The sequence below is a fragment of the Methylobacterium sp. D48H genome (assembly GCF_053345715.1).
Genome location: NZ_JBKFAP010000020.1, coordinates 26,199 through 51,074 on the forward strand (window position 1 = coordinate 26,199; position 24,876 = coordinate 51,074).

The window sequence follows — 24,876 nt, forward strand, 5'->3', positions numbered from 1 at the left end:
TCGTGCCGCGTGCGAGACGGGCAGGGAATGTCAGGTGGGGCTTGGCCTCAGCGGCCGCCGCCGATGTCGAGGATGGCGCCCGTGGTGTAGGAGGCCTCGTCCGAGAGGAGCCACACGATCGGTGCGGCCACCTCCTCGGCGGTGCCGGCCCGCTTCATCGGGACGCCGGGGCCGAGACGCTCGACCCGGTCCGGCTCGCCGCCGCTGGCGTGGATCTCGGTGGCGATGATGCCGGGCGCCACCGCGTTGACGCGGATGCCGTCGGCGGCGACCTCGCGGGAAAGCCCGATCGTCAGCGAGTCGATGGCGCCCTTGGAGGCCGCGTAGTCCACGAACTGGCCGGGGCCGCCGAGGCGCGCCGCCACCGAGGACAGGTTGACGATCGCGCCCCCTGCCCCGCCGCGCTTGATCGACATGCGCCGCACCGCCTCCCGCGCGCACAGGAAGCTGCCGACCACGTTGGTGGTCATCATGCGCTGCAGGCGGGCGACGCTCATGTCGGCGACGTCCGACTTCACGTCGACCACGCCGGCATTGTTGACGAGCGCCGCGAGGCGGCCGAGGCCGTCGGCCGCCTTGAACAGGGCGATGACGTCGGCCTCGTTGCCGACGTCGCCCTTCACGGCGAGCGCCCGTCCGCCCTTGGCCGCGATCGCGTCCACCACGCCCTGCGCGGCGGCGGCGTCCGACACGTAGCTCAGGCAGACGGCGTAGCCGCGCTCCGCCAGGAGGAGCGCCACCGCGCGGCCGATGCCGCGGCTGCCGCCCGTGACGATCGCGACCCTGTTCTCAGCGCTCGACATGGCTGCCTCAGAGGTCTAGCACGAGGCGCGCCGGATCCTCCAGCGCCTCCTTGACCCGCACCAGGAAGGTCACGGCCTCCTTACCGTCGACGATGCGATGGTCGTACGACAGGGCGAGGTACATCATCGGCCGCGCCTCGATCTTGCCGGCGCGGACCACCGGGCGCTCCTCGATGCGGTGCATGCCGAGGATGCCCGACTGCGGCGCGTTGAGGATCGGCGTCGACATCAGCGAGCCGTAGATGCCGCCGTTGGTGATCGTGAAGGTGCCGCCCTGCATCTCCTCGATGGAGAGCTTGCCGTCGCGGGCCTTCTTGCCGAAGCCGGCGATCTTCTTCTCGATGCCGGCGATCGACAGGTCGTCGGCGTCGCGCACCACCGGCACGACGAGACCCTTATCGGTGCCGACCGCGATGCCGATGTGGTAGTAGTTCTTGTAGACGAGATCCTGCCCGTCGATCTCGGCGTTGACCGCCGGCACGTCCTTGAGGGCGCCGATCACCGCCTTGGTGAAGAAGCCCATGAAGCCGAGCTTCGTGCCGTGCTTCTTCTCGAAGATATCCTTGTACTGGCTGCGCATCGCCATCACGGCCGACATGTCGACGTCGTTGAACGTCGTCAGCATCGCCGCGGTGTCCTGCGCGTCCTTCAGGCGGCGCGCGATGGTCTGGCGCAGCTTGGTCATGCGCACGCGCTCCTCGCGCGCGGCGTCGTCCGGCGCCGAGGGGGCGCGCGGCAGGGTCGGACGGGCCTCCTTGGCGGGCGCCGACGGGGCCGGCCCCTTGGCGATGGCGCCGAGCATGTCCCCCTTCGTGACGCGTCCGTCCTTGCCGGACCCGCTCACCGACGACGGGTCGACACCCGATTCCCGGGCGAGCTTGGCCACCGCCGGGCCGTTGTCGCCGACCGGGCGCTGCTGGGCCGCGGGGGCGGCGGCATCGCCGTGGTTGCCGTAGCCGGCGGACGATTCCTGGGCCGGGGCCTCCGCCTTCGCGGGCGCGGCGGCCTTCGGGGCCTCGCTCCGGCTCTCGGCCTTGGTCTCGGCGCTCTCCTTCGGGGCGGCCTTCTTGGCCGTGCCGCCGCCGGCTCCGGCCTCGACGATCGAGCCGAGCAGGGCACCGGGCTCCACGGTCTCGCCGTCCTTGACCAGGATCTCGCCGAGCTCGCCGGCCGCCGGGGCGTTCACCTCCAGGGTGACCTTGTCGGTCTCGAGCTCGACGATCGGCTCGTCGGCCGCGACCGTGTCGCCGGGCTTCTTGAACCAGCGGCCGATCGTGGCCTCGCTCACGGATTCGCCGAGGGTCGGGACGAGGATGTCGGTTGCCATGCTCTCTTCTGCCCCGCGGGGGGCCTCCTCTGGATGTCGGGCCGCGACGTCAGCGCCGCAGGATCAGGGATGGAACGGGCGAGACGGTGTACCGGAAGCCTGCCTGCGCCATCAGGACGGGATCTGCTTCGCCGAGCGCCTCGGCCCGGGCCGCGTCGTCGGCCTCGACCAGGGCCAGGCCCCAGGTGCCGCCGGACTCGAAGACGGGTCCGACCGCGATGGCGGTGCCGGCGGCCGCCTGCTCCATCCAGTAGCCGGAATGCGCCGAGAACAGCGCCTTCTCGGCCTCCGTCGCGTCGAACGGGAAGCTCGGGCGGGGCGGTTCCAGGCGGAGCAGGAAGTAGGCCATGGCCGGACGATCAGACCGCCAGGGCCTCGTTGAGGAAGGCCTGGAGCTGCGCCTGGTGCTTCGACATCTGGCCGACCGCCGTCGAGGCGGAGGCCGGACGGCCGACGTAGCGGGCGCGCTTCACCGCGGAGCCGGCCTGGCCGAGCACCCACTCGAGGTAGGGCTCGACGAAGGACCAGGCGCCCATGTTCTTGGGCTCCTCTTGGCACCAGATCACGTCGGCGTTGCGGAACCGGGCCATCTCGTTGGCCAGCGCCTTCAGGGGGAACGGGTAGAGCTGCTCGACGCGCATCAGGTAGATGTCGTTGAGGCCGCGCTTCTCCCGCTCCTCCAGCAGGTCGTAGTAGACCTTGCCGGAGCACAGCACGACGCGGCGGATCTTGTCGTCGCGCACGAGCTTGTTCTGCGCGCCCTCCTCCTCGGCGTCGTCCCAGAGGACGCGATGGAAGGTCGAGCCCTCGGCGAGCGCGTCGAGGTTCGAGACGGCGCGCTTGTGGCGCAGCAGCGACTTCGGCGTCATCAGCACCAGCGGCTTGCGGAAGTCGCGCTTCAGCTGCCGGCGCAGGATGTGGAAGTAGTTCGCCGGCGTCGTGACGTTGGCGACCTGCATGTTGTCCTCGGCGCAGGCCTGGAGGTAGCGCTCCAGGCGGGCCGAGGAGTGCTCGGGCCCCTGGCCCTCGTAGCCGTGCGGCAGCAGCAGCACGAGGCCCGACATGCGCAGCCACTTGCGCTCGCCGGACGCGATGAACTGGTCGATCACCACCTGGGCGCCGTTGGCGAAGTCGCCGAACTGGGCCTCCCAGAGGACCAGGGCGTTCGGCTCGGCGAGCGAGTAGCCGTACTCGAAGCCGAGCACCGCTTCCTCGGAGAGCATCGAGTTGATGATCTCGATCGCGGCCTGCCCCTCGCGGATGGCGTTGAGCGGCGTGAAGCGCTGCTCGTTCTCCTGGTCGATCACCACCGCGTGGCGCTGCGAGAACGTGCCGCGCTCCACGTCCTGACCCGACAGGCGGACCCGGTTGCCGTCGAGGAGCGTCGCCCCGAAGGCCAGGGCCTCGGCGGTCGCCCAGTCGATGCCGACCCCCGTCTCCACCGCCTTGGCGCGGTTGTCCATGAAGCGCTGGATCGTGCGGTGCAGGTGGAAGCCGGGCGGCGCCTGCGTGATCCTGCGCCCGATCTCCTGCAGGGTCCCGGCCGGCACGGCGGTGCGGCCGCGGCGCGGGTCGTCCACGTCCTCGTGCACGGCCTTCACGCCGGACCAGCGGCCGTCGAGCCAGTCGGCCTTGTTCGCCTTGTAGTTGTTGGCGACGTCGAGTTCGCTGTCGAGCATCCCGCGGAACTCGGCCTTGCGGGCGTCGAGCGCCTCCTGGGTCACCGAGCCGTTCTCGACGAGCTTGCGGCCGTAGCTCTCCAGCACCGAGGGATGCTTGCGGATCCGCTGGTACATCTTCGGCTGGGTGAAGGCCGGCTCGTCGCCCTCGTTGTGGCCGAAGCGGCGGTAGCACAGCATGTCGATCACGACCGGCTTGCCGAACTTCTGCCGGTACTCCACCGCGACCTTGGCGGCGAAGGTGACGGCTTCCGGATCGTCGCCGTTGCAGTGGAAGATCGGCGCCTCGACCATCTTGGCGACGTCGGACGGGTAGGGCGAGGAGCGGGAGAAGCGCGGATCGGTCGTGAAGCCGATCTGGTTGTTGATGATGAAGTGGACCGAGCCGCCGGTGCGGTGGCCCTTCAGGCCCGACAGGCCGAAGCACTCCGCCACCACGCCCTGGCCCGCGAAGGCGGCGTCGCCGTGGATCAGGAGCGGCAGCACCGTGCGGCGCTCGATGTTGGGCTTGGCCCACTGGTCCTGCTTGGCGCGGACCTTTCCGAGCACCACCGGGTCGACGATCTCGAGGTGGGACGGGTTGGCGGTGAGCGACAGGTGGACGTTGTTGCCGTCGAAGGCGCGGTCCGAGGACGCGCCCAGGTGGTACTTCACGTCGCCCGAGCCCTCGACCTCGGCCGGGGAGGCCGAGCCGCCCTTGAACTCGTGGAACACCGCCCGGAAGGGCTTGGCCATCACGTTGGTGAGCACGTTGAGCCGGCCGCGATGGGCCATGCCGAGCACGATCTCGCGCACGCCGAGCGCGCCGCCGCGCTTGATGATCTGCTCCAGCGCCGGGATCATCGCCTCGCTGCCGTCGAGGCCGAAGCGCTTGGTGCCGGTGTACTTGAGGTCGAGGAACTTCTCGAAGCCCTCGGCCTCGATCAGCTTGTTGAGGATCGCGCGGCGCCCCTCGGGGGTGAAGGAGATCTCCTTGTCCTTGCCCTCGATGCGCTCCTGGATCCACGCCTTCTCGGCGGGATCCGAGATGTGCATGAACTCGACGCCGAGCGTCTGGCAGTAGGTCCGCTCCAGGATGCCGACGATCTCGCGGACCGTGCCGAACTGCAGGCCGAGGACGTTGTCGAGGAAGATCGGACGGTCCCAGTCGGCCTCCTCGGTGAAGCCGTAATGCTGCGGGTGCAGCTCCTCGTGGTCGCCCCGCGGCGCGAGCCCCAGCGGGTCCAGCTTGGCGTGCAGGTGGCCGCGCATCCGGTAGGAGCGGATCAGCATGATCGCCCGCACCGAATCCTTGGTCGCCTGCTCCACCGACACGCCGGTGGTGGCGGTGACGCTGTCCTGCGGCTTGCCGGGCTTGGGCTCCTTGGCTTCCCGCGCGACGATCTTGTCGCCGATCGCCTTCTCCAGGGCGCCCCAGTTGCCGTCGAGCGCCGAGACCAGCTCGCCGTTGAGCGGCACCGGCCAGTGCGGCTTCTCCCAGGAGGCGCCGGCGGCGTTCTTCTCGACCAGGGTCTCGTCCTCGCCGAGCCCCTTGAAGAAGGTCTGCCACTCCGGATCCACCGAGGACGGGTTGCGGGCGTAGGCCGCCTGCAATTCCTCGATGTAGGCGGCGTTGGCGCCGTACAGGAACGAGGTTTCGAGGAGCGCTTCGTTCACGTCCTGGCGTGCCATGGTGCGTCCATCCTGATCGCGCGGGCAGGCTCCCCTGCCCTCCGGGCTCCCCGTCAGCGCGGCGGAGCGCCCTCGAACCGAAACGGGGCGGGTGACCGCCCCGCTGAGATCGTCTGCACGCCCGATATGGGCGTCGCAGCCCTGCGATGGCCGCGACGCAGGCGCGCGGGCCTTTAGCCCTTCAGCACCTCGACGAGCGTCGAGCCCAGCCGGGCCGGCGACGGCGACACGCGGATGCCCGCGGCCTCCATGGCGGCGATCTTGTCCTCGGCGCCGCCCTTGCCGCCCGAGATGATCGCGCCGGCATGGCCCATGCGGCGGCCCGGAGGCGCCGTGCGGCCGGCGATGAAGCCGACCATCGGCTTCTTGCGCCCGCGCTTGGCCTCGTCCTTGAGGAACTGGGCCGCCTCCTCCTCGGCCGAGCCGCCGATCTCGCCGATCATCACGATCGACTCGGTCTTCGGGTCGGCGAGGAACAGCTCCAGCACGTCGATGAACTCAGTGCCCTTCACCGGGTCGCCGCCGATGCCCACCGCCGTGGTCTGGCCGAGGCCGGCATTGGAGGTCTGGAACACCGCCTCGTAGGTCAGCGTGCCCGAGCGGGACACGATGCCGACCGAGCCGGGCCGGAAGATGTTGGCCGGCATGATGCCGATCTTCGACTCGCCGGCGGTGACGATGCCGGGGCAGTTCGGCCCGACGAGGCGCGACTTCGAGCCCGTCAGCGCCCGCTTCACCCGCACCATGTCGAGCACCGGGATGCCCTCCGTGATGCAGACGATCAGCGGCACCTCGGCGCTGATCGCCTCGCAGATCGCGTCGGCGGCACCGGGCGGCGGCACGTAGACCACCGAGGCCTCGGCGCCGGTGGCCTCGCGCGCCTCCGCGACCGTGTCGAAGACCGGCAGGCCGAGATGGCTGGAGCCGCCCTTACCGGGGCTCGTGCCGCCGACCATCTTGGTGCCGTAGGCGATGGCCTGCTCGGAGTGGAAGGTCCCGTTCTTGCCGGTGAAGCCCTGGCAGATGACCTTGGTGTTGGCGTCGATCATCACCGACATGATCAGGCTCCCTTCACGGCGGCGACGATCTTCTGGGCGGCGTCGTCGAGGTCGTCCGCCGGGATGACGTTGAGGCCGGAATTGCGGATGATGGCCTTGCCCTGCTCGACGTTGGTGCCCTCGAGGCGCACCACCAGCGGCACCTGCAGGCCCACCGCCTTCACGGCCGCGATCACGCCGTTGGCGATCACGTCGCACTTCATGATCCCGCCGAAGATGTTGACGAGGATCCCCTTCACGTTCGGGTCGGCGGTGATGATCTTGAACGCCGCCGTGACCTTCTCCTCCGAGGCGCCGCCGCCGACATCGAGGAAGTTCGCCGGCTCCTCGCCGTAGAGCTTGATGATGTCGAGCGTCGCCATGGCGAGGCCGGCGCCGTTGACCATGCAGCCGATCGTGCCGTCGAGCGCGATGTAGGCGAGGTCGTACTTGGACGCCTCGATCTCCTTGGCGTCCTCCTCGGTCTCGTCGCGGAGCGCCATGATGTCCGCGTGCCGGTAGAGGGCGTTCGAATCGAAGGCCATCTTGGCGTCGAGGCACTTGAGGTGCCCGTCGGCGGTCAGCACCAGCGGGTTGATCTCCAGGAGGCTCATGTCCTTGGCCACGAAGGCCGCGTAGAGCTTCTCGGTCAGCGCGGCCGCTTCCTTGGCCTGGGCGCCCGACAGGCCCAGCGCCTTGGCGACGGCGCGGCCGTGGTGGGGCATCACGCCGGTGGCCGGGTCGACCGCGATCGTGTGGATCTTCTCGGGCGTGTCGTGGGCGACCGCCTCGATGTCCATGCCACCCTCGGTGGAGACCACGAAGGCGACGCCGCCCGTGGCGCGGTCGACCAGCATCGAGAGGTAGAACTCCTCGGCGATCTGGGCGCCCTCCTCGATGTAGAGGCGGTTGACCTGCTTGCCGGCCGGGCCGGTCTGGATGGTCACCAGCGTCTGGCCGAGCATCTCGCCGGCGAACTGCTTGACCTCGTCGATCGACTTGGTGACGCGCACGCCGCCCTTGGCGCCCTCGGGCGCGCCCTTGAAGGTGCCCTTGCCGCGGCCGCCCGCGTGGATCTGGCTCTTCACGACCCAGACGGGGCCGCCGAGCTCCTTGGCGGCGGCCTCGGCCTCCGACGGGTTGAAGATGGCCACGCCGCGGGAGACGGGCAGGCCGAACTCCTTCAGCACGGCCTTGGCCTGATATTCGTGGATATTCATCGGAGCCTCGTAAGGAGGAGCGAATAGGTGGCAGCGGGCGGCGCGTAGAGAAATCGAGTGATCGAGATTCGAATCTCCGACCGCTACGCGCTGCCCGGTATCCGCTTACCGGTCAGGCGAGGCTGCTGTCGACGCCCTTGCAGGCCTCGATGAGTCCCGTCACCGAGGCGACCGACTTGTCGAACATGGTCTTCTCGGCCGCGTCGAAGGTCACCTCGAGCACGCGCTCCACGCCGTTGGCACCGATCACGATCGGCACGCCGATGAACATGCCCTTCACGCCGTACTGGCCGTCGAGGTAGGCGGCGCAGGGCAGGACCCGCTTCTTGTCGCGCAGGTAGCTCTCGGCCATGGCGATGGCGGAGGCGGCGGGCGCGTAGAAGGCCGAGCCGGTCTTGAGCAGGTTGACGATCTCGCCGCCGCCCTTGCGGGTGCGGTCGACCATGGCGTCGAGCTTCTCCTGGGTGGTCCAGCCGAGCTTGACGAGGTCGGTCAGCGGCACGCCCGCCACCGTCGAGTAGCGGGTCAGCGGCACCATGTCGTCGCCGTGGCCGCCGAGCACGAAGGCCGTGACGTCCTCCACCGACACCTTGAACTCCTCGGCGAGGAAGTGGCGGAAGCGCGCCGAATCGAGCACGCCGGCCATGCCGACGATCTTGTTGGTCGGGACGCCCGAGAACTTCTGCAGCGCCCACACCATGGCGTCGAGCGGGTTGGTGATGCAGATCACGAAGGCGTCCGGCGCGTGGGTCTTGATGCCCTCGCCGACGGCCTGCATGACCTTGAGGTTGATGCCGATCAGGTCGTCGCGGCTCATGCCGGGCTTGCGCGGCACGCCGGCGGTCACGATCACCACGTCGGCGCCCTTGATGGCGGCGTAGTCGCTGGCACCCGCGTAGGTCGCGTCGAAGCCCTCGACCGGGGCGGCCTCGGCGATGTCCAGCGCCTTGCCCTGCGGCACGCCGTCGACGATGTCGAACAGCACCACGTCCCCCAGATCCTTGAGGCCGGCCAGAAGGGCCAGGGTGCCGCCGATCTGGCCGGCGCCGATGAGCGCGATCTTGTTGCGAGCCATGTCGGATGTGTCTCCGCTGCGTTCGACTTTGGTGATGCGTTGCGCGAGGCCGGAGCCGCTCGTCCGTCAGGGTTCGAGGCCGGATTCGCCACTCTGAAATCTGCGCGGCTGTGTGGCCGAAAAGCACCGTGGCTTCAACCCGATGAGGGCCGCGCGGGCGGCGCGTCCGGGCCGTCGGATCGCCCTCGGGCGTCCCGACGGTGCCTCCGAAACGTCAACGTCGCGAGTGTTTTAGGTGCAGTGCACCCTGGCGCCGGACGGCCGCGAAGCCGTGATGACAGATCTGAAATCCTGTCATTTCGGGTCGCGGCGGGCGGCGTGCGGCGCGGGAGGGCGCACGAACGACGAAGGCCCGGACGGTCTGTCCGGGCCTTCGAGAGAGCCTGTGGGTGCGCGCCGGATCAGAGGATGCCGGAGCGCAGGACCCGCTGGATCGCGTGGATGACGGCCCCGAACCGGGCCTCGATCAGGTCGCGCGGCACCTCGGCATCGTGCTGGATCGCTAGCGGATGCGTGAAGCGGTAGCTCGCGTCGAAGATGTAGGCGATCGCCCGTTCCCGGTCCCGGGCCGAGAAGATCCCGGAGGTGATGCCCTCCTCGACCACGCGCTCGACGAGGCTGCGCAGCCGCACGCGGTGCCGCCGGGCGATCGGCCGTGCCGAGACGGTGGCGTCGAGATGGACCGCGAACAGGTTCGGCTCGTCGAACAGGGCGTCCCGCTGGACCGTCGCGAGGGCGGTCAGGAGGCGCTCGATCTTGTCGTCGGCGGGATCGGGCGCGTCGGCGATGCCGGCGAGCCGGGCTTCGACCTCGCGCAGCCAGCGGCCCGCCACCGCGTCGAGGAGCGCGTCCTTCGACGGGAAGTAGCGGTACACGTTCGCGTGCGTCATGCCGGCCTCGGCGGCGACGGCCACGACCGTCACGCGCTTGGGCCCGAGCCGCGAGAGGTGCTCGGTGGCGATCCCGAGGAGCCGCACGTCGGCCGCGACCGGCGCCCGCGGGCGGGCGGGACTGGCCGCCTCACCGCTCTCGCGGAGTGTGCCGGATTCGGCGTCGGCGACGGTGATCTTGGCCTTGGCGCTGAGCGCCTCCTCCTTGGACCCGTCGGACTCTGGCTTGAGGAAAGGAAGCGGAAGGCGGGAAGTGGACAGGTGGTAGGGCGAGACGGACCCCCATCATACCGGCTGAAGCGTCCCGGCGCTTCGCGTTGACGTTACGGCTTCCCCCCGGGAGCCCGGTTACCTGAGCGGATTAGGACCGCTTAAACACCCCTATGTGTCAGTTTGCCTTGAGAAGGCAACAAATTTTTCTCGTTATCACCTGCGTCAGAAGCGGTTCTTCCACGCCCGTAAGGCGACGAACACCGCCTCGGGATCGCTTTCCGGCGGAAGGTCGACGGATCGCGCCAGGGCCGGCTGCCCGCTGCGCAGGAACGGGTTGGTCGCCCGCTCCGCACCCATGGTCGAAGGGATGAGGAACCGCCCCTCCGCCTGGGCGCGCTCGGCCTCGGCGAGGCGCTTCCTCAGCTCCGGGTTGTCCGGATCGGCCGCCAGGGCGAAGCGCGCGTTGGAGAGTACGTAGTCGTGGCCGCTGAAGACCCGCGTCGCGTCGGGCAGGTCGTCGAAGCGCCGCAGGGAGCGGTAGAGGGTCTCGGGCGGGCTCTCCATCACGCGCCCACAGCCGAGGGTGAACAGGGTGTCGCCGGCGCAGACGAGGCCGGCTTCCGCGAACCAGTAGGTCACGTGGTCGGCGCAGTGGCCCGGCGTCTCCCAGACCTGCGCCCCGAGGCTGCCGACCGTGACCGTGTCGCCCTCCCGCACGGTCACGTCCACCTGCGGGACCGCGTCGCCGGCCCTGGCGGGGGCGACCACCCGGGCACCGGTCGCCCGCTTCACCTCCGGGATACCCTCGACATGGTCGGCGTGCCGGTGGGTCACGAGGATGTCGGTCAGCCGCCAGCCGGTCTCGTCGAGGGCCCGGAGGACCGGTCCGGCCTCCGGCACGTCGATCGCCGCGCAGGCGCCGGTCTGCGGATCGCGGATCAGCACGCCGATGTTGTCGCTGCGGCAGAGGAAGGTGCGAATCTCGGTCTCGGCGGCCATCGGACGGAGTCTCCCAAGAACGCGAACGGGCGCGAAGCGGCGCGAAAACTGTTGCCGTGAACAGGTGATGGTCCGGCGAGGTTCCTCCGGCGCTTGCCGCGCGGCGCGCGGCTCACCATTGGTTACGACGACCGTTCCGTCCGCGATCTCCTGTCCCTCCATGCGCCTCGACGTCAACGGCTTGCGGGCCTTCTACGCCAGCCCTCTGGGCCGCACGACGCACCGCGTGGTCGGCCGCGCGCTCCACGACTTCCTCGGCTCGGTCTCGGGGCTGCGCGTCCTCGGGATCGGCTACGCGACGCCGTATCTCGGGCCGGTCCACTGCATCGCCGAGCGCACCCTCGCCTTCATGCCGGCCTCGCAGGGCGTGGTGAACTGGCCGGGCACCGGGCGCTCCTGCGCGGCGCTCGCCGACCCCACCATGATGCCGCTGCCGGAGGCCGCCATCGACCGGGTCATCCTGGTCCACGCCCTCGAATCGGTGGAGAGCCCGACGGAGCTGCTGCAGGAGGTCTGGCGCACCCTGACGCCGGGCGGCCGCATGATCCTCGTGGTGCCCAACCGCCGGGGCGTCTGGGCCCGCCGGGAGGCGACGCCCTTCGGCCACGGCCAGCCCTACAGCCGCTCGCAGCTCGGGCGGCTCATGCGCGACACGCTGTTCTCGCCGGTGAGCTGGGCCGAGACCCTGTACATGCCGCCGGCCCGCTCGCGCCTGATGCTGCGCACCGGGCCCGCCTGGGAGTGGCTCGGCACCGGCCTGTCCCTGCCCTTCGCGGGCCTGCACGTGGTCGACGCGACGAAGCAGCTGTACCGGCCGGTGGCCGTCCAGCAGGTGCGGCGCGCCCGCCGCCTCGCGCCGGCCCGGGTGCTGGTGCCGGCCCCCTCCCCGGGCTGACCCCGATGAGCCTCGACTTCACCACCCAGCAGTTCCTGCTCGCCCTGTCGGCGCTGTTCTCGATCGTGAACCCGGTCGGGGGCGCCTTCATCTTCGCGCAGGTGGCGGGCGCCTTCAGCCACGCCGAGCGCGTGCTGCTGTCGCGCCGGATCGGCGTCTACGCCGCCCTGGTGATGCTCGGCGCCCTCTGGGCCGGCACGCCGATCCTGAACTTCTTCGGCGTCACCCTGGGCGCGCTGCGCATCGCCGGCGGCCTCGTGGTCATGTCGTCGGCCTGGACCCAGCTGAACCGGCCCGAGGCCCGGGAGGCGCGCAAGCAGGCCGAGGCCTCCGGGTCGGCGGGCCGCGGCCCGGCCCCCGCGGAGCCGCCGGGCGACCCGGCGCCCGGCCCCCTCTCCGACATCGCCTTCTTCCCCCTGACGCTCCCGTTCACCACCGGGCCGGGGACGATCGCGGTCGCCATCACCCTGGGGGCCAACCGGCCGGAGGCCTACGCGGAGCGCTTCGGCTTCTACATCGGCGTCACGCTGGCGGCCCTCGCGGTCGCCGCCACGGTCGCGGTTCTCTACGCCTCCGCCGACCGGGTCGTCGCCTTCATCGGCCCGGCCCGCGCCCGGGTGATGGGCCGCCTCTTCGCCTTCCTGCTCCTGTGCGTCGGGACCCAGATCCTGGTGAACGGCCTCATCGACGTGTTCGCCCCCCTCGCCGCGGCGCGGTGACGACCGGGTCACCGCCGACAGGGCCGGGCAAGGCCCGCATCCCAGATGACCCGCGCGGATTCCGGCCGGCCGAATCGATCGAATTGCGGACGATGTCCGGGATGTTGTGTGTTCATCCAGATATAATAGTCGTACTTCGCTCATCATTGCACCTTATATAAATATAAATCTTCATTAACGATCTCATACTAGAGCATTCGTCGAGAAAAGATCCGATTTTTCGCGGCTTGCGTCCTCCCTAGGTCCGAGCATGATCATGCATGGCCCTCGGCCGCGGCGATGAAGACTTGCGGCCGGGGCCGTCGGCGAAGCGGATCCAGCAACGGAGTGCAGATCGTGGCGACGGACGTCATCGCGGAACCCGAGCGTCGGCCGTCCACATCCGGGCCTCGAGCACGGAGTGGCCGCGCCTCTGCCGACCCGTGCGCGACCGGATCCCGCGCGTGATGCGACCGGCATCCCGGGCGCGCCGTCGAGCCCGCGCGCGCCGCGTCCCGCCCACGCGGGCCGTGCGGCCCGGCCCGAGCCCGTGAACCCCTGAGATCCCGCAGCCCGGTGCCGCGCGCGGAGCGCGCGCGTCCGGCGCCCACCCCGCGCGTATCAGCAAGGAGACACCGCATGACCGACACGACGCAGAGCAAGGTTCCGGCCTGGTACAGCCCGGACGAGATCCAGGACATCCAGCGCGATCTCCTGGGCGCCGCCGCGAAGGTTCTCGTGCTCTGCCTCGGCGGCAAGGGCGGCGTCGGCAAGACGACCATCGCCCTCCAGGTGGCCGATCTCTGCGCGGAGGTCGGTCCGGTCCTGGCGATCGACACCGACCCGGCCAACCGGCACTTCCACACGGCGCTCATGCAGGAGACCACGCCCGGCAGCGACAACTTCGTCCCGCGCCGTCCCGGCATCACCGCCATCCGGCAGCGCCTGCGCGCCGAGGACAGCACGGGCCGCGTCGACCCGACCCTGTGCCAGGACCTGATCGAGCGCGTGACCGAGGCGGCCGAGCGCCTCGTCGTGGTCGACTTCCCGGCCGGCGACACCGAGACGACCCGCCGCTGCACCGAGATCATCGTGGAGAGCTGCCGGGAGGCGAATGTCCGCCTCGCCGTGGTCGTCGCGGCCGGCGCGGTGGATCCCACAGCCCTGGAGGTCCTGCGCGAGCTCCGGCCCATGCTGATCGAGTGCGACCGGGCGATCCTGGCGAAGAACACCGCCCAGGCGACCAATTTCGACTATCTCGAATCGTCCGACCTCGTGCGATCCCTGCGGAAGCAGTCGAACTTTCGCGTCATCGAGATCGAGCGGATCGGCGAGCGGCTGATCGAGGCCCTGCGGGTGCAGAACACGACCTGGCAGGCCTTGGCGAACAGCGCGCCGATGCGCCTGCGGGTCGAGGGCCGCCGCCTGCGGCGCAACTTCCACACGGCGTGGCGGGATGCCCTCCGGCCGTGACCAACCTCGAGCGGTTCTACCGGTCGGTCCACGGCCGCGATCTCCAGCCCTGGGAGCGTCAGCTCGCCGTGCGGATCGCGGCCGCCCTCAACACCACGACGGACGACGACTTCGTCGTCCACCTGCTGCTGGTGTACATGTCCACCAACGCCATCACGAACATGTACAACGAGCTGGTGGCGGCGCGGAACGGTCTCGCCGAACACAACCGGGACCTCATCGGGACGCTGACGGCGGACCTGCGGCGCAACAGGCTGATCACCGCCGTTCTGCTCGGCGCGGCCGCCCTCGGCGTGCTCGTGAGCGTCGGGATCCTCTCCACTGTCCTCAACCTGTCTTACGGGTCCGCGGCCAGCGCGGCGCGCCTCGCCGCGGCGCTGGAATCCTGCGAGGTGCGCGGCCCGGCCGGCGCCCAGCGCGGCCTCGGTCGCTGAGCCGAGGGAACCCGCCGTCGGCTCACTCGAGGCGGACGGACACGCTGTCGCTGGCGCCGGTCGCGTCCAGGACCGAGATCCGCGCGAAGCCCGCGCCCCCCGGGGCCCACTCGGCCTTCCGCCGCGGCGTCTGCACGACCGGCTGACCGTCGACCAGCCAGGTGAGCGGCGGCACGCCGCCCAGGGCCTTGAGGGCGAGACCCGGGCCGCCCTCCGCGGCGCCGTGCCGGTCCACCGCGAGGCCGAGATCGATCCGCGCCCCGTCCGGCGGATAGGCGATCCGCAGCGCCGGTCCCGCCGCCTCGGCCGCCTCGCGCCGCAGGTGCCGCAGCGGCGGCGGCAGGCCCGCCGTCCCGACCACCAGCGCGTCCCGCGGCTGGGGGACCGGCTCGGGCTCGATCCCGAGGCGCGCGAAGGCGTCGAACAGGATCGGCGCCGCGACGGTGCGGCCCACGAGCCCCGGCACCGCGGCGCCGTCCGGGCGCCCGGCCCAGACGACGATCGTCGCGTGGCGGTCGAAGCCGGCGGCCCAGGCGTCGCGGTACCCGTAGGAGGTGCCGGTCTTGTAGGCGATGCGGTTCGGCAGGGCGTTCTCCGGCGGCGGTGTCCCGCGCAGGATGTCGGCGACGTACCAGGACGCCACGGGCTCGGCGACGCGGTGCCGGGATTCGGCCGCGACCCCGTCGGCGCGGCGCAGCAGGTCCGGAACCGCGCCGCCGCGGGCGAGCCCCGCGTAGAGCCGGGCGAGGTCGGTGACCGTGATGCCGAGGCCGCCCAGCGCGACCGGCAGCCCCGGGGCCGCCTCCCGCGGGAGCTGGATCCCGGCCCCGGCGGCGCGCAGCCGGGCGATGAAGCGGGCGGGACCGACCGCGTCCATCAGCTCGACCGCCGGCACGTTCAGCGAGAGCTGCAGGGCCCGCCGGGCCGTGACCGTGCCCTGGAAGGTCAGGTCGAAATTCTCCGGCGCGTAGCTCGCCGAGAAGCGCGCCGGGCGATCCTCCAGCAGGGTCTCGGGATGCGCGAGACCGTCCGCGAAGGCCATGGCGTAGACGAAGGGCTTCAGCGCGGAGCCGGGCGAGCGCACCGCCAGGGTCATGTCGATGGCGCCGCGCCGGGCGGGGTCCAGGTACCCGGCGCTGCCGACCTGGGCGAGCACCCGGCCGTCGCGGTTGTCGAGGACGAGGATCGCGGCCGAGAGGTCCGGGCCGGCGGCGGCGGCGCGCTCGGCCGCCAGGGTTTCCAGCCGCTCCTGCAGGCGCCCGTCGATCGCGAGGCGGATCGTGGCGGCACCGGGATCGGCCGCCACCGCCTCCTCGGCGGCGTGCGCCGCGAGCATCGGGAACGGCTTGCGCGTCGTCGGCACCGGCTCGGCCCGGGCGGCCTCGGCCTCCGCCGCCGTGAGGATGCCCCGCGCGACGGCCACCGCCAGGACCCGGTCGCGGGCGGCGCGGGCGCGCTCGGGGAACCTGTCCGGACGGCGGGTCTCGGGCGATTGCGGCAGGGCGACGAGCAGGGCCGCCTGCGCGGCGGTCAGCCGGACCGGCTCGCGCCCGAAATACGCGACGCTCGCCGCGCGCACGCCCTCCAGCGGGCCGCCGTAGGGGGCCAGCGCCAGGTAGAGGTCGAGCAGCCCGGCCTTGCCGAGGCGCCGCTCCAGCGCGACCGCCCGCACCATCTGGCGGAGCTTGGCCTCGAGCGACCGCTCGCGCCGCGGCTCGACGAGGCGCGCCACCTGCATCGACAGGGTGGAGGCGCCGGACACGATGCGGCCGCGCGTCAGCCACTGGCCGGCGGCGCGCAGCACCGCGGCCGGGTCGATGCCGGGATGCGCGGCGAAGCGGCGATCCTCGTAGGCGAGCAGCATCGCCCGGTAGCGCGGATCGACCGCCTCCGCGGTGACCGGCAGGCGCCAGCGCCCGTCCGTGGTCGCGAAGGGGCGCAGCAGCGTGCCGGACCGATCCAGCACCACCGTCGAGCGTGATTCGGCCGCGGCCAGGTCGAGGGGCGGCAGCGCGTCGGCGTAGCGCCAGAGCGCGGCGGTGCCGGCCCCCAGGAGGCCGAGACCGAGCGCCGTGGCCCCGAGGGCCGCGCGCAGGCCCCTCGCCCGCTCCCGGGGAGGCGCCGACGCGCGCGGATCCGACCCGTCGTGCGGCACGCATCCTCCCGGTCTCGGCTCCGACGGCGCAGGATCCCGTGTTCCCGCGCGCCCGGCAAGCCCCCGGCGGAGCCGGCCTCTAGGCCGTGCCGACGCCCCGCAGGTCCTCGAAGGCGGGGCGGTCCGGCCGATTCATTCGGATCGGGAACGGCACGACGTTGGAGGGCATCGCGGCGGCCGCTGTCTCAGGGGGCTGCGCCGCCTTGCGCGCCTTGCCGGGCTTCGCCCAGCGCTCGATCCGCTTGAAGTAGGTCCGCCTCGCCAGCCAAGCCGGAACTCGCCTGCCCTTCCGCATGATCTGTCCCTCGCCGTTGCGTACCGAGTCCCCCTCCAGACCCGCGCCCCGAACGCGTCAAGCGGTTCGAATCACGGCTGTATTCACGATACGAGCGGATCCCGGGGAGCCCCGCATCCCCCGTTTGGGTGACGCGGGAGGCCCGGCCGCGAGCGTCAGGCCGCCGCGTTCTCCTTCGCCCGCTCAAGCGCGAGCTTCGTGACGGCCACTTGGTCGACCTTGCCGGTGCCGAGCATCGGGATCGCGTCCAGCACCACAACCTCGGCGGGGATCGCGACGTCCGAGGCGCCGCGGCCCTTGGCGAAGCTCTGGTAGGCGGCCCGGGTCGCGCCCTTCTCCTGCGTGAACAGGATCAGCCGCTCGCCCTTGCGCGCGTCCGGCACCGCCGCGACGGCGCTCGGACGGTCAGGCCAGAGCTCGGCGGCCAGGGACTCGATCCCGGCGAGCGACACCATCTCGCCGGCGATCTTCGCGAAGCGCTTGGCCCGGCCCTTGATGGTCACGAAGCCCATCGGGTCGATCGCCACGATGTCGCCGGTGTCGTGCCAGCCGCCCGGCGGCGGCTCCAGCACGCCGGGCTTCTCGGCGCGCAGGTAGCCCAGCATGATGTTCGGCCCGCGCAGGGACAGGCGGCCGCCCTCGTCGATCCCAGGCACCGGCTCGAGGCGGGTCTCGATGCCGGGCAGGATCCGCCCGACCGTGCCGAACCGGTTGAACATCGGCGTGTTGAGGGCGACGACCGGGCCGCACTCGGTGACGCCGTAGCCCTCCAGGATGCGCAGCCCGAACTTCTCCGCCCAGGTCTTCCGGGTGGTCTCCTTCACGGCCTCGGCGCCGGCCACGACGTAGCGCAGGGAGCGCAGGTCGTAGGAGTGGGCCGACCGGGCGTAGCCCGTGAGGAACGTGTCGGTCCCGAACAGGACGGTGCTGTTCGAGCCGTAGATCAGCTCCGGCACGATCCGGTAGTGCAGCGGCGACGGGTAGAGGTAGACCGGCACCCCCGAGACCAGGGGCAGGACCAGCCCGGCGGTGAGCCCGAAGGCGTGGAACACCGGCAGGACGTTGAACACCTTGTCCATCGGGCCGAAATCGATCCGGGCCGCCACCTGCGCCACGTTGGCGAGCATGCAGCGGTTGGCGAGCACCACGCCCTTCGGCGTGCCCTCGCTGCCCGAGGTGAACAGCACCGCCCCCGGATCCTCGCCGGCGCGCGCCACCAGGGGGCGGCGCGGCGCCAGGAGGCCGCGGATCTTGTCCCCCGTCGTGATGCCGGCCCGCACGTCCTCCAGGTAGATCAACTCGACCGAGCCGCGGATCGCCTCGACGAGCGGGCCCAGCCGCCCCTTCTCGATGAAGGCCCGGGAGGTCAGGATCCTGCTGACCTCCGCCGCCCGGCAGGCCGAGAGCACGTTGGCGGGCCCGGCCGAGAAATTGATCATCGCCGGCACCCGGCCCGCGGAGGCGAGGGCGAACAGCGTCACCGCGGCGCCGTTGGCGTTCGGCAGCATGACGCCGATCCGACCGCCCACGGGCGCCAGCGGCATCAGCTTGCGGCCGAGGATGTTGGCGCCCATCACGAGCCGGCTGTAGCTGAGGCGGCCGCCGACCGGATCCTCCAGGGCGTTGCGGCCCCAGCCGTGGCGCTCGCCCGCCTCGATCAGCGCCGCCATCAGGCCGCGGTCGATGTCGGCGGTGCGGAACACGAGGTCCGACATGATCCCGTAGAGGGCGGCGCCCGCCGCCTGCCGCCGCGCTTTGCCCTTGAGCGCCGGGTCCACGGTCAGCCGCACCGGCGGCATCACCGTCACGGTCACCTTGGGCCACCAGCGGCGGCGCACCTGCCCGCGCGACAGCCGCGAGAAGACGGTGCGCTCCAGGCCGTCGAGCTTCACCGGGACGACCATCGCGCCCGACTTGTCGGCGATCAGCCCGGCGCCGTCGTAGACCTTCATCAGGCTGCCGGTGACCGTGAGCCGGCCCTCGGGGAAGATGATCAGGGTCTCGCCGCTCTTGACCGCGTTGATCAGCGTCCGGGTGGCGAGCGGCCGGGTCGGGTCGAGCGGCATCGCCTTGGTGATGCGCAGGAACGGGCGCACCCACCAGCGCTGCGCGATCCCGCTATCGATGGCGAAGACCGGCTCCTGCTCGAGGAGCGACAGCGCGAGCGGCGCGTCGAGGAACGAGACGTGGTTGAGGGCGATGATGGCGTTCGGGCCGGCCGCCGCGAGGTTGTCGAAGCCGCGGACCTCCAGCCGGTAGAAGGCCCGGAACAGGATCGACAGGAAATCGCGGAACGGGCTCGTCGGCAGGGTCGCGAACACGAGCGCGCCGACGATCAGGTTCAGCACCGCCACCACCGCGAGGAGGCTCGCGATGGTGAGGCCCGCGCCCTGCAGAGCCGCGAGCGCCAGGGTGCCGGCGACCATGAAGGCCGCCGTCATGACGTTGACCGCGCCGATGATCCGGGCGCGCATCGCCTTCTCGGCCCAGGCCTGCACGGCCGCGAAGGACGGGACGATGTAGAGGCCGCCGGAGATCGCGAGACCGAGGAAGTCGATCCCGGTGCGCAGGCCGTGGCCGGTCTGCAGGAAGCCGAGGGGGCCGATCGGCTCCGCGGGCGGCGCCGGCAGGTGGCCGACCGTCCAGGCGAGGTCGAGGCCGAACAGGCCCATCAGCACCGCGCCGACCGGCGTCGGCAGCAGCACGATCCGGCCGCTGGCGAGCCACGAGGCGAGGCCGGAGCCGACCGCGATGCCGATCGAGAACAGCGCGAGCAGCAGCGTGATCACCGTCTCGGTGCCGTTGAAGGCGCCCCGCACCAGCACCGGCAGCAGCGACAGCACCACCACGCCGACCAGCCAGAACCAGCTCACCGTGAGCGAGCCGCGCCACAGCCGCGTGTCGGCCCAGAGGTCGCGCAGCAGCGCGTAGGTCGAGCGGGCGACGTTCGGGTCGACGCGCAGGTCCGGGGCGCCCTCGCCGGTCGCCGGGATCATCCGGGCCGAGAGCCAGCACAGGACGGCGAAGCCCATCACCAGGACGCCGAATACGAGTCCCGAGCCGCCCATCGCCGAGGCCGCGCCGGCCGCGATCGTGCCGAGCAGGATCGCCAGGAAGGTCGCCGCCTCAACGAGCGCGTTGCCGGCGGGCAGCTCCTCGCGCCGGAGATGGTCCGGCAGGATCCCGTACTTGATCGGGCCGAACAGCGCCGCGATCGTCCCGAACAGGCCGAGCGCCACGAACAGAACCGGGATCGAGTGCAGGAGGAAGCCGAGCACGGCGGTGCCGGCCGCGAAGATCTCGGCGAACTTGAGCCGCCGCGCCATCAGCGCCTTGTCGTAGCGGTCGGCCCACTGGCCGCCGAGACCCGACAGGATGAAGAACGGCCCGATGAACACGGCGCTCGCGAGCGTCACGAGGACGCCGGCATGGGCGTCCGCCTGGCCGCCGATCCCGAACAGGATCAGGAAGGCGAGCGCGTTCTTCAGGAAATTGTCGTTGAACGCCGAGAAGAACTGGCACCAGAACAGCGGCGCGAAGCGCCGCGCAGACATCAGGGTACGGAACATGGCGATCTCTCGGTTCCGAACCTGACTGGCCCACGAGAGACCGTCAGGTCAAATCGGACCGAGGCGAACGCACAGGGATCGCGGGGGCCGCGCGGCCGGGCCGTGTGAACCGGCACGGCTCAACGCCGCCCGGCCGTCGATCCGCTCCCGCGCGTCAGGCCTTGGGGACGAGCCGGCCGCGCCGCGCGACGGCGGCCCCGGCATGCCGGGCGATGAACGCGTGCAGGGAGGCGCCGAGATCGTAGGACCAGTACACGTGGGCCGCGAGCGTCGTGAACACGAGGAGCGCGGCCCCGACCGCGCAGGCCGGCACGAGCAGCAGGCCGGTCAGGACCATCCCGACGGCGGTCCGCTCGGCCAGGGACGCCTGCGGCCAGGGATCAATCGGGAGCGAGAAGAGGGAGAAGCGTCGTCCAGTGCGCATGGCTGCGACCCTCGATGGTTCGGCATGACGCGGTACAGGCAGTCAACAGCGGCCGCGGTCGGACGTTGCGTCCCGGTCCGCGAAATCGGTATCGCGATCGGTATCCCCGTGACGTTCCGGCCCAATCGGGCGGCGCAACCGAGCGCGCCGCACCGTGTTGCCGGTTCGGTCTGTCGCGGATGAGGTCGGTATGGCACGGGTTGCGGTCGTTACGGGGGGCACGGCCGGAATCGGGCTCGCCACCGCGCATGAATTTGCCGCGCGCGGCTGGTCGGTCGCGGTGATCTCGCGGGATCCCGGCCGTCTCTCCGCGGCCGAGCGGGCGCTCGCCGCCTACGGCCAGCCGGTGCTGGCGATCGGCGCCGACGTCGCCGACCCGGAGGCCGTGGACGCGGCCGCCGAGCGGGTCGAGCGCGAGCTCGGCCCGATCCGCGCGTGGGTGAACAATGCCATGTCGACGGTGGTGAACCCGGCCGACCGAATCACCCCGGACGAGTACCGGCGGGTGACCGAGACCACCTATCTCAGCCAGGTCTACGGGACGCTCGCCGCCCTGCGCTACATGAAGCGGCGCGACCGCGGCGCGATCATCCAGGTCTCGTCGGGCCTCGCGATCCGGGCGGCGCCCCTGCAGGCGCCCTACTGCGCGGCCAAGTTCGCGGTCTCGGGCTTCACCGACGCCCTGCGCTGCGAGCTGCTGCACGACCGGGTCAATGTCAGCCTCAGCGTGATCTACCTGCCGGCGGTCAACACGCCGCAGTTCAACTGGGCGCGCAACCGCACCGGCCACCGCCAGTACGCGCCGGACCCGGTCTTCGACCCGCGGCTCTGCGCCGACGCGATCCTGTACGCGGTCGAGCACCCACGCCGGGAGGTCTGGGTCGGGCGGTCCTCGGTGATGATGGCGGCCGCCCAGGCGCTGGCGCCGGCGCTCGCCGACCGCAAGGCCGCCTCCATGTGGTCGGCCCAGCTCTCCGACGAGACCATCCCCGAGATGGCGGGCAATCTCGAGGCCCCCGTGCCCGGCCCGGCCGGGATCGACGGGCGCTTCTCCGGTCGGACCAAGGCGAGCCGCGCCGAGTTCGTCACGAGCCGCACCCGCGACGTCGTGGTCGGCGGCCTCGTCGGCTTGGCCCTCGTCGGCCTCGCCGGCACCGTCCACGCCGCCCGGTCGGCGCGCCGCCTGCCCGGGCGGACCTGACGGCTGTAACCGACCGCGCCGCCTGTTACACCCGTTCCGGTTGATAGGCGTGCCGCCGTCTCTGCGAGCGGAGCGAAGCAATCCAGCCGGCGCTACGCTCCCCGGTGTCGCGCTGCCCTGGGTCGCTTCGCTGCGCTCGCGATGACGGAGAGGGCGGCTGAACCGGGGCCATCTTATAGACACTGCCCCGAGGAAGGTCCCAGACGATGCCCGGCTATCTGCCCTTCGCGGGCGCCCTGAAGCTGCCCGCCTACACCTGCGACAATTGCGGGTTCTGGCAGCGGCACTTCGAGACGCCGGCCGCCTGCCCGATGTGCCTCGACGCCCGCCACGTCGTGCCGCAGGACGGCTGGCGCTTCCGCACCGCCCGCGAGGCGCAGGAGGCCTTTCCCTGCCACTGGCAGGAGCTCGAGCCGGGCGTCTGGCGCTTCTGGAACGAGCCGGTCTCCGGCATCGGGCCGTCCGCCTATCTGATCCAGACCGAGCACGGGAACATGGGCTTCGAGGGCTGCCCGGTCTTCAGCGAGGCCGCCCTCGACCAGATCGAGCGGCTCGGCGGGATGGCTGTGCTCTCGGCCTCGCACCCGCATTCCTACGGGGCGCTGACGCAGCTCCAGGACCGGTTCGACCCGGAGCTGTGCCTGCCGGCGGCCGACTTCACGTGGAGCGCGGCGCTGCAAGTGAGCTGGCCCTACGACGATTTCCTCGAGCCGCTGCCGGGGCTGGAACTGCACCGCACCGCGGGCCATTTCGATGGCCACGCGATCCTGTACGACCGTGGGCGAAAGATCTGCTTCTGCGGCGACGCCCTGAAGTTCGAGCTCGACCCGGCGGATTTCCGACGCGCCACCACGATCTCGGCCCACAAGGCCTTCGTGCGCGGGGTGCCGCTCACGCCGAGCGAGCTGCGCCGCTACCGCGACGTGTTCGAGCGCCTCGACTTCACCCAGACCTGGACGCCGTTCGAGCCCGCCCGCAATTGCGGGCGGGCCGAGGTCCTGGCGCTGCTCGACCAGCTGATGAGCGGCCGATCGCACGCCGCGCCGGTGCCGCTCGACAGCCTGCGGGTTTAGGGCCGGTAGAGCGGGTCGTTCTCCAGGCGGATCGGCTGGCCGTGGGGCGTCGCCTCCGCGGCCCGCAGGAAGGCCTCGGTCCGCGCCGCGACGCTCTCGGGCCCCGCCACGCCCCGCTCCGCCAGGAGCGCTTCCAGCGTCGCGAGCCACGCGCCGTAATCGGCCGCCTGCTCGGGGGCCTCGGTGGGGCGGATCTGGCGGCCGAGGCGGTCCGCCCATTCCGACCACGTGAACAGCCCGGATTCGCGCAGGGAGACCACCAGGGCGAAGACCTGCGCCTCCCAGGGCGCCGCGAAGGGGCTGGGCGACGGCGCGGTCACGCGGGGTCCAGGTACGGTTCGAAGGCCGCCACCGTGACGACTCCGCCCGGGTCGCCGCTCTCGCCCCACAGCTCCTGCGCGGTGAAGGCGACCGTGTAGAGCCAGGTCGGGTTCTCACCCGACCCGTAGGCGTTGGTGTCGGGGAAGACGTAGACCCCGTCGACGCGCACGATCCGGCCGCGCTTGCCGCGCACGTAACGGGGCAGCCGCGTGTGGCCGGTCGGGTGGCTGTTGCGCGCCAGGACGGCGTCGCCGACCGCGAAGCGCGCCGGGGCATCGGCGGCGCGGCTGCTCGGGAAGCCGGCCCGGAAGCGCTGCTCCAGGCCCTCGCGGGCCAGGACCCGCGCGACGGGCTTGGCCTTCTCCGCGGATCGGCCGCTCGCCAGTTCGGCCGGCGTCACCAGCCCGGTGCCGACGACCTGCTTCTCCAGCGCCCTGAGCCAGATCTCGTAGTAGCTCGACGCGAGATATTCCGCCGGCGGCAGGGATTCGCGGTTGGCCCGGCTGCCGTCGAGGTTCCAGGCGCCCGTGTAGCCCATAGCCATGGCCAGCGCGAAGACGCGGCGCTCCCACGCGGCGTGGAAGACCGGCTCGTCCGGCTCCGGCACCACCGGCCCGAAGCCGTGCGCCCCGCCGAGATCCTGGGCTCCGTTCATACCGGCATCTCCGCGGGCGCGACCGGGATCGCCCTGGGCAGGCCCGTACCGATCATGGAATCGCGGGTGACGAGGGCGGCCAGGGCCTCCTCGGAGAAGCCCTCGGTCTCGGCCGGGCGCATCGGCAGGACCATGTAGCGGGTCTCGGCCGTCGAGTCCCAGACGGTGATGCGGGTGGTTTCCGGCAGCGTCACGCCGAACTCGGCGAGCACGCCGCGCGGGTCGATCACCGCCCGCGCCCGGTAGGGCGGCGCCTTGTACCAGACCGGGGGCAGGCCGAGCACCGGCCACGGGTAGCAGGAGCACAGGGTGCAGACGACGAGGTTGTGGATCTCCGGCGTGTTCTCGACCACCACCATGTGCTCGCCGCCGCGGCCGCCGATATCCAACTCGGCGATGGCCGGCGTGGCGTCGGCCAGGAGCCGCGCCCGGAAGGCGGGATCTGTCCAGGCCCGGGCCACGACCCTGGCCCCCGCGTGCGGGCCGACCTTGGTCTCGTAGAGCTCGACCAGGGCATCGAGGGCCGCCGGGTCGACGTAGCCCTTCTCGGTCAGCAGCGATTCCAGGGCGCGCACCCGGGCCTCGACCGGCGACAGGTCGCTGCCGTGGTGGTGATCGTGGTGGTGATCGTCGTGGCCATGCGCGTGCTGCGCGTGATCGTGGGTCATCCCGCTCTCCTGACGCTGCGCACTCTGCATCGACCGGCCCGCCGCTGCCAGCCCGGGGGCCCGGATCCGGCCGCCGTTGTCACCCCGGTCACCATGCTTAA

At 71.6% G+C, this 24,876-nt stretch carries 22 protein-coding genes; 6 read left to right on the forward strand and 16 right to left on the reverse strand.

Features of this window, described 5'->3' with window-relative positions:
• Positions 1-47 precede the first annotated feature (47 nt).
• The 9 genes from ACLBX8_RS24235 to gloB all read right to left on the reverse strand — a co-directional run bounded on the left by ACLBX8_RS24235 (position 48) and on the right by gloB (position 10,914).
• A complete protein-coding gene (locus ACLBX8_RS24235; RefSeq protein ID WP_020093730.1) occupies positions 48-803 on the reverse strand; it encodes an SDR family oxidoreductase in 756 nt (251 codons plus the stop codon).
• A 7-nt stretch (positions 804-810) separates the two neighbouring features.
• On the reverse strand, positions 811-2,130 hold the full coding sequence (odhB, locus tag ACLBX8_RS24240; RefSeq protein ID WP_020093729.1) for a 2-oxoglutarate dehydrogenase complex dihydrolipoyllysine-residue succinyltransferase: 1,320 nt from the start codon (positions 2,128-2,130) through the stop codon (positions 811-813).
• A 49-nt stretch (positions 2,131-2,179) separates the two neighbouring features.
• Positions 2,180-2,479, reverse strand: a complete 300-nt coding sequence (locus tag ACLBX8_RS24245; protein WP_042671905.1) for a YciI family protein — start codon at positions 2,477-2,479, stop codon at positions 2,180-2,182.
• A gap of 10 nt (positions 2,480-2,489) precedes the next feature.
• Positions 2,490-5,480: a 2-oxoglutarate dehydrogenase E1 component gene (locus ACLBX8_RS24250; protein WP_447693107.1), complete on the reverse strand. Its 2,991-nt coding sequence runs from the start codon at positions 5,478-5,480 to the stop codon at positions 2,490-2,492.
• Positions 5,481-5,653: 173 nt separating this feature from the next.
• On the reverse strand, positions 5,654-6,538 hold the full coding sequence (sucD, locus tag ACLBX8_RS24255) for a succinate--CoA ligase subunit alpha (protein WP_010685286.1): 885 nt from the start codon (positions 6,536-6,538) through the stop codon (positions 5,654-5,656).
• Positions 6,539-6,540: 2 nt separating this feature from the next.
• Entirely contained in the window at positions 6,541-7,737 is a 1,197-nt protein-coding gene (sucC, locus tag ACLBX8_RS24260; protein WP_020093726.1) for an ADP-forming succinate--CoA ligase subunit beta, read from the reverse strand.
• Positions 7,738-7,849: 112 nt separating this feature from the next.
• Positions 7,850-8,812 (reverse strand): malate dehydrogenase, encoded by a 963-nt coding sequence (gene mdh, locus ACLBX8_RS24265; RefSeq protein ID WP_042671902.1) that lies wholly within the window; start codon positions 8,810-8,812, stop codon positions 7,850-7,852.
• A 401-nt stretch (positions 8,813-9,213) separates the two neighbouring features.
• Entirely contained in the window at positions 9,214-9,789 is a 576-nt protein-coding gene (locus tag ACLBX8_RS24270; protein WP_012317921.1) for a TetR family transcriptional regulator, read from the reverse strand.
• A 348-nt stretch (positions 9,790-10,137) separates the two neighbouring features.
• Complete coding sequence (gene gloB / locus ACLBX8_RS24275) at positions 10,138-10,914, reverse strand: hydroxyacylglutathione hydrolase (RefSeq protein WP_447700393.1); 777 nt, start codon at positions 10,912-10,914, stop codon at positions 10,138-10,140.
• Positions 10,915-11,074: 160 nt separating this feature from the next.
• Here gloB and ACLBX8_RS24280 point away from each other — a divergent pair, with 160 nt between their 5' ends.
• The 4 genes from ACLBX8_RS24280 to ACLBX8_RS24295 all read left to right on the forward strand — a co-directional run bounded on the left by ACLBX8_RS24280 (position 11,075) and on the right by ACLBX8_RS24295 (position 14,414).
• Entirely contained in the window at positions 11,075-11,809 is a 735-nt protein-coding gene (locus ACLBX8_RS24280; RefSeq protein ID WP_042671901.1) for a class I SAM-dependent methyltransferase, read from the forward strand.
• 5 nt (positions 11,810-11,814) lie between these two features.
• Positions 11,815-12,528, forward strand: coding sequence for a MarC family protein (locus ACLBX8_RS24285; protein WP_042671900.1), 714 nt, complete (start codon positions 11,815-11,817; stop codon positions 12,526-12,528).
• A 618-nt stretch (positions 12,529-13,146) separates the two neighbouring features.
• A complete protein-coding gene (locus ACLBX8_RS24290; protein WP_091979515.1) occupies positions 13,147-13,980 on the forward strand; it encodes a nucleotide-binding protein in 834 nt (277 codons plus the stop codon).
• Positions 13,977-14,414 carry a hypothetical protein gene (locus ACLBX8_RS24295; RefSeq protein ID WP_447715852.1) on the forward strand — a complete coding sequence of 146 codons (438 nt, stop codon included), beginning with the start codon at positions 13,977-13,979 and terminating at the stop codon, positions 14,412-14,414. The genes ACLBX8_RS24290 and ACLBX8_RS24295 overlap by 4 nt, the downstream gene beginning before the upstream one ends.
• Positions 14,415-14,436: 22 nt before the next feature.
• On the opposite strand, the gene pbpC is transcribed toward ACLBX8_RS24295, so the two are convergent.
• From pbpC to ACLBX8_RS24315, 4 genes are all read right to left on the reverse strand, one after another.
• Positions 14,437-16,569, reverse strand: coding sequence for a penicillin-binding protein 1C (gene pbpC, locus ACLBX8_RS24300; protein ID WP_447715853.1), 2,133 nt, complete (start codon positions 16,567-16,569; stop codon positions 14,437-14,439).
• A gap of 79 nt (positions 16,570-16,648) precedes the next feature.
• A complete protein-coding gene (locus tag ACLBX8_RS24305; protein WP_447715854.1) occupies positions 16,649-16,864 on the reverse strand; it encodes a hypothetical protein in 216 nt (71 codons plus the stop codon).
• Positions 16,865-17,019: 155 nt separating this feature from the next.
• Positions 17,020-20,433: an acyl-[ACP]--phospholipid O-acyltransferase gene (locus ACLBX8_RS24310; protein ID WP_447715855.1), complete on the reverse strand. Its 3,414-nt coding sequence runs from the start codon at positions 20,431-20,433 to the stop codon at positions 17,020-17,022.
• A gap of 154 nt (positions 20,434-20,587) precedes the next feature.
• The gene (locus ACLBX8_RS24315) at positions 20,588-20,857 is read right to left on the reverse strand and encodes a hypothetical protein (RefSeq protein WP_447700388.1); all 270 of its coding nucleotides are present in this window, start codon (positions 20,855-20,857) and stop codon (positions 20,588-20,590) included.
• A 190-nt stretch (positions 20,858-21,047) separates the two neighbouring features.
• Here ACLBX8_RS24315 and ACLBX8_RS24320 point away from each other — a divergent pair, with 190 nt between their 5' ends.
• Both ACLBX8_RS24320 and ACLBX8_RS24325 read left to right on the forward strand, forming a co-directional pair.
• Positions 21,048-22,058 (forward strand): SDR family oxidoreductase, encoded by a 1,011-nt coding sequence (locus ACLBX8_RS24320; protein WP_447715856.1) that lies wholly within the window; start codon positions 21,048-21,050, stop codon positions 22,056-22,058.
• 206 nt (positions 22,059-22,264) lie between these two features.
• Positions 22,265-23,131: an MBL fold metallo-hydrolase gene (locus ACLBX8_RS24325; RefSeq protein ID WP_447683081.1), complete on the forward strand. Its 867-nt coding sequence runs from the start codon at positions 22,265-22,267 to the stop codon at positions 23,129-23,131.
• Here the strand turns inward: ACLBX8_RS24325 and ACLBX8_RS24330 are convergent.
• Genes ACLBX8_RS24330 through nthA form a run of 3 tightly spaced genes read right to left on the reverse strand, consistent with a single transcriptional unit; the run spans position 23,128 to position 24,775 of the window.
• Positions 23,128-23,451 carry a nitrile hydratase accessory protein gene (locus ACLBX8_RS24330; RefSeq protein ID WP_056525624.1) on the reverse strand — a complete coding sequence of 108 codons (324 nt, stop codon included), beginning with the start codon at positions 23,449-23,451 and terminating at the stop codon, positions 23,128-23,130. The two genes, ACLBX8_RS24325 and ACLBX8_RS24330, sit on opposite strands and share 4 nt — an antisense overlap.
• A complete protein-coding gene (gene nthB, locus ACLBX8_RS24335; RefSeq protein ID WP_020093712.1) occupies positions 23,448-24,107 on the reverse strand; it encodes a nitrile hydratase subunit beta in 660 nt (219 codons plus the stop codon). Before nthB ends, ACLBX8_RS24330 begins: the two co-directional genes overlap by 4 nt.
• Positions 24,104-24,775: a nitrile hydratase subunit alpha gene (gene nthA, locus ACLBX8_RS24340; RefSeq protein WP_091681267.1), complete on the reverse strand. Its 672-nt coding sequence runs from the start codon at positions 24,773-24,775 to the stop codon at positions 24,104-24,106. Before nthA ends, nthB begins: the two co-directional genes overlap by 4 nt.
• Positions 24,776-24,876: the final 101 nt, after the last annotated feature.

Coding starts and splice junctions, on each gene's coding strand:
- ACLBX8_RS24235 (WP_020093730.1), bottom strand. CDS start 803: ATGTCGAGCGCTGAGAACAGGGTCGCGATCGTCACGGGCGGCAGCCGC.
- odhB (WP_020093729.1), bottom strand. CDS start 2,130: ATGGCAACCGACATCCTCGTCCCGACCCTCGGCGAATCCGTGAGCGAG.
- ACLBX8_RS24245 (WP_042671905.1), bottom strand. CDS start 2,479: ATGGCCTACTTCCTGCTCCGCCTGGAACCGCCCCGCCCGAGCTTCCCG.
- ACLBX8_RS24250 (WP_447693107.1), bottom strand. CDS start 5,480: ATGGCACGCCAGGACGTGAACGAAGCGCTCCTCGAAACCTCGTTCCTG.
- sucD (WP_010685286.1), bottom strand. CDS start 6,538: ATGTCGGTGATGATCGACGCCAACACCAAGGTCATCTGCCAGGGCTTC.
- sucC (WP_020093726.1), bottom strand. CDS start 7,737: ATGAATATCCACGAATATCAGGCCAAGGCCGTGCTGAAGGAGTTCGGC.
- mdh (WP_042671902.1), bottom strand. CDS start 8,812: ATGGCTCGCAACAAGATCGCGCTCATCGGCGCCGGCCAGATCGGCGGC.
- gloB (WP_447700393.1), bottom strand. CDS start 10,914: ATGGCCGCCGAGACCGAGATTCGCACCTTCCTCTGCCGCAGCGACAAC.
- ACLBX8_RS24280 (WP_042671901.1), top strand. CDS start 11,075: ATGCGCCTCGACGTCAACGGCTTGCGGGCCTTCTACGCCAGCCCTCTG.
- ACLBX8_RS24285 (WP_042671900.1), top strand. CDS start 11,815: ATGAGCCTCGACTTCACCACCCAGCAGTTCCTGCTCGCCCTGTCGGCG.
- ACLBX8_RS24290 (WP_091979515.1), top strand. CDS start 13,147: ATGACCGACACGACGCAGAGCAAGGTTCCGGCCTGGTACAGCCCGGAC.
- ACLBX8_RS24305 (WP_447715854.1), bottom strand. CDS start 16,864: ATGCGGAAGGGCAGGCGAGTTCCGGCTTGGCTGGCGAGGCGGACCTAC.
- ACLBX8_RS24310 (WP_447715855.1), bottom strand. CDS start 20,433: ATGTTCCGTACCCTGATGTCTGCGCGGCGCTTCGCGCCGCTGTTCTGG.
- ACLBX8_RS24315 (WP_447700388.1), bottom strand. CDS start 20,857: ATGCGCACTGGACGACGCTTCTCCCTCTTCTCGCTCCCGATTGATCCC.
- ACLBX8_RS24320 (WP_447715856.1), top strand. CDS start 21,048: ATGGCACGGGTTGCGGTCGTTACGGGGGGCACGGCCGGAATCGGGCTC.
- ACLBX8_RS24325 (WP_447683081.1), top strand. CDS start 22,265: ATGCCCGGCTATCTGCCCTTCGCGGGCGCCCTGAAGCTGCCCGCCTAC.
- nthB (WP_020093712.1), bottom strand. CDS start 24,107: ATGAACGGAGCCCAGGATCTCGGCGGGGCGCACGGCTTCGGGCCGGTG.
- nthA (WP_091681267.1), bottom strand. CDS start 24,775: ATGACCCACGATCACGCGCAGCACGCGCATGGCCACGACGATCACCAC.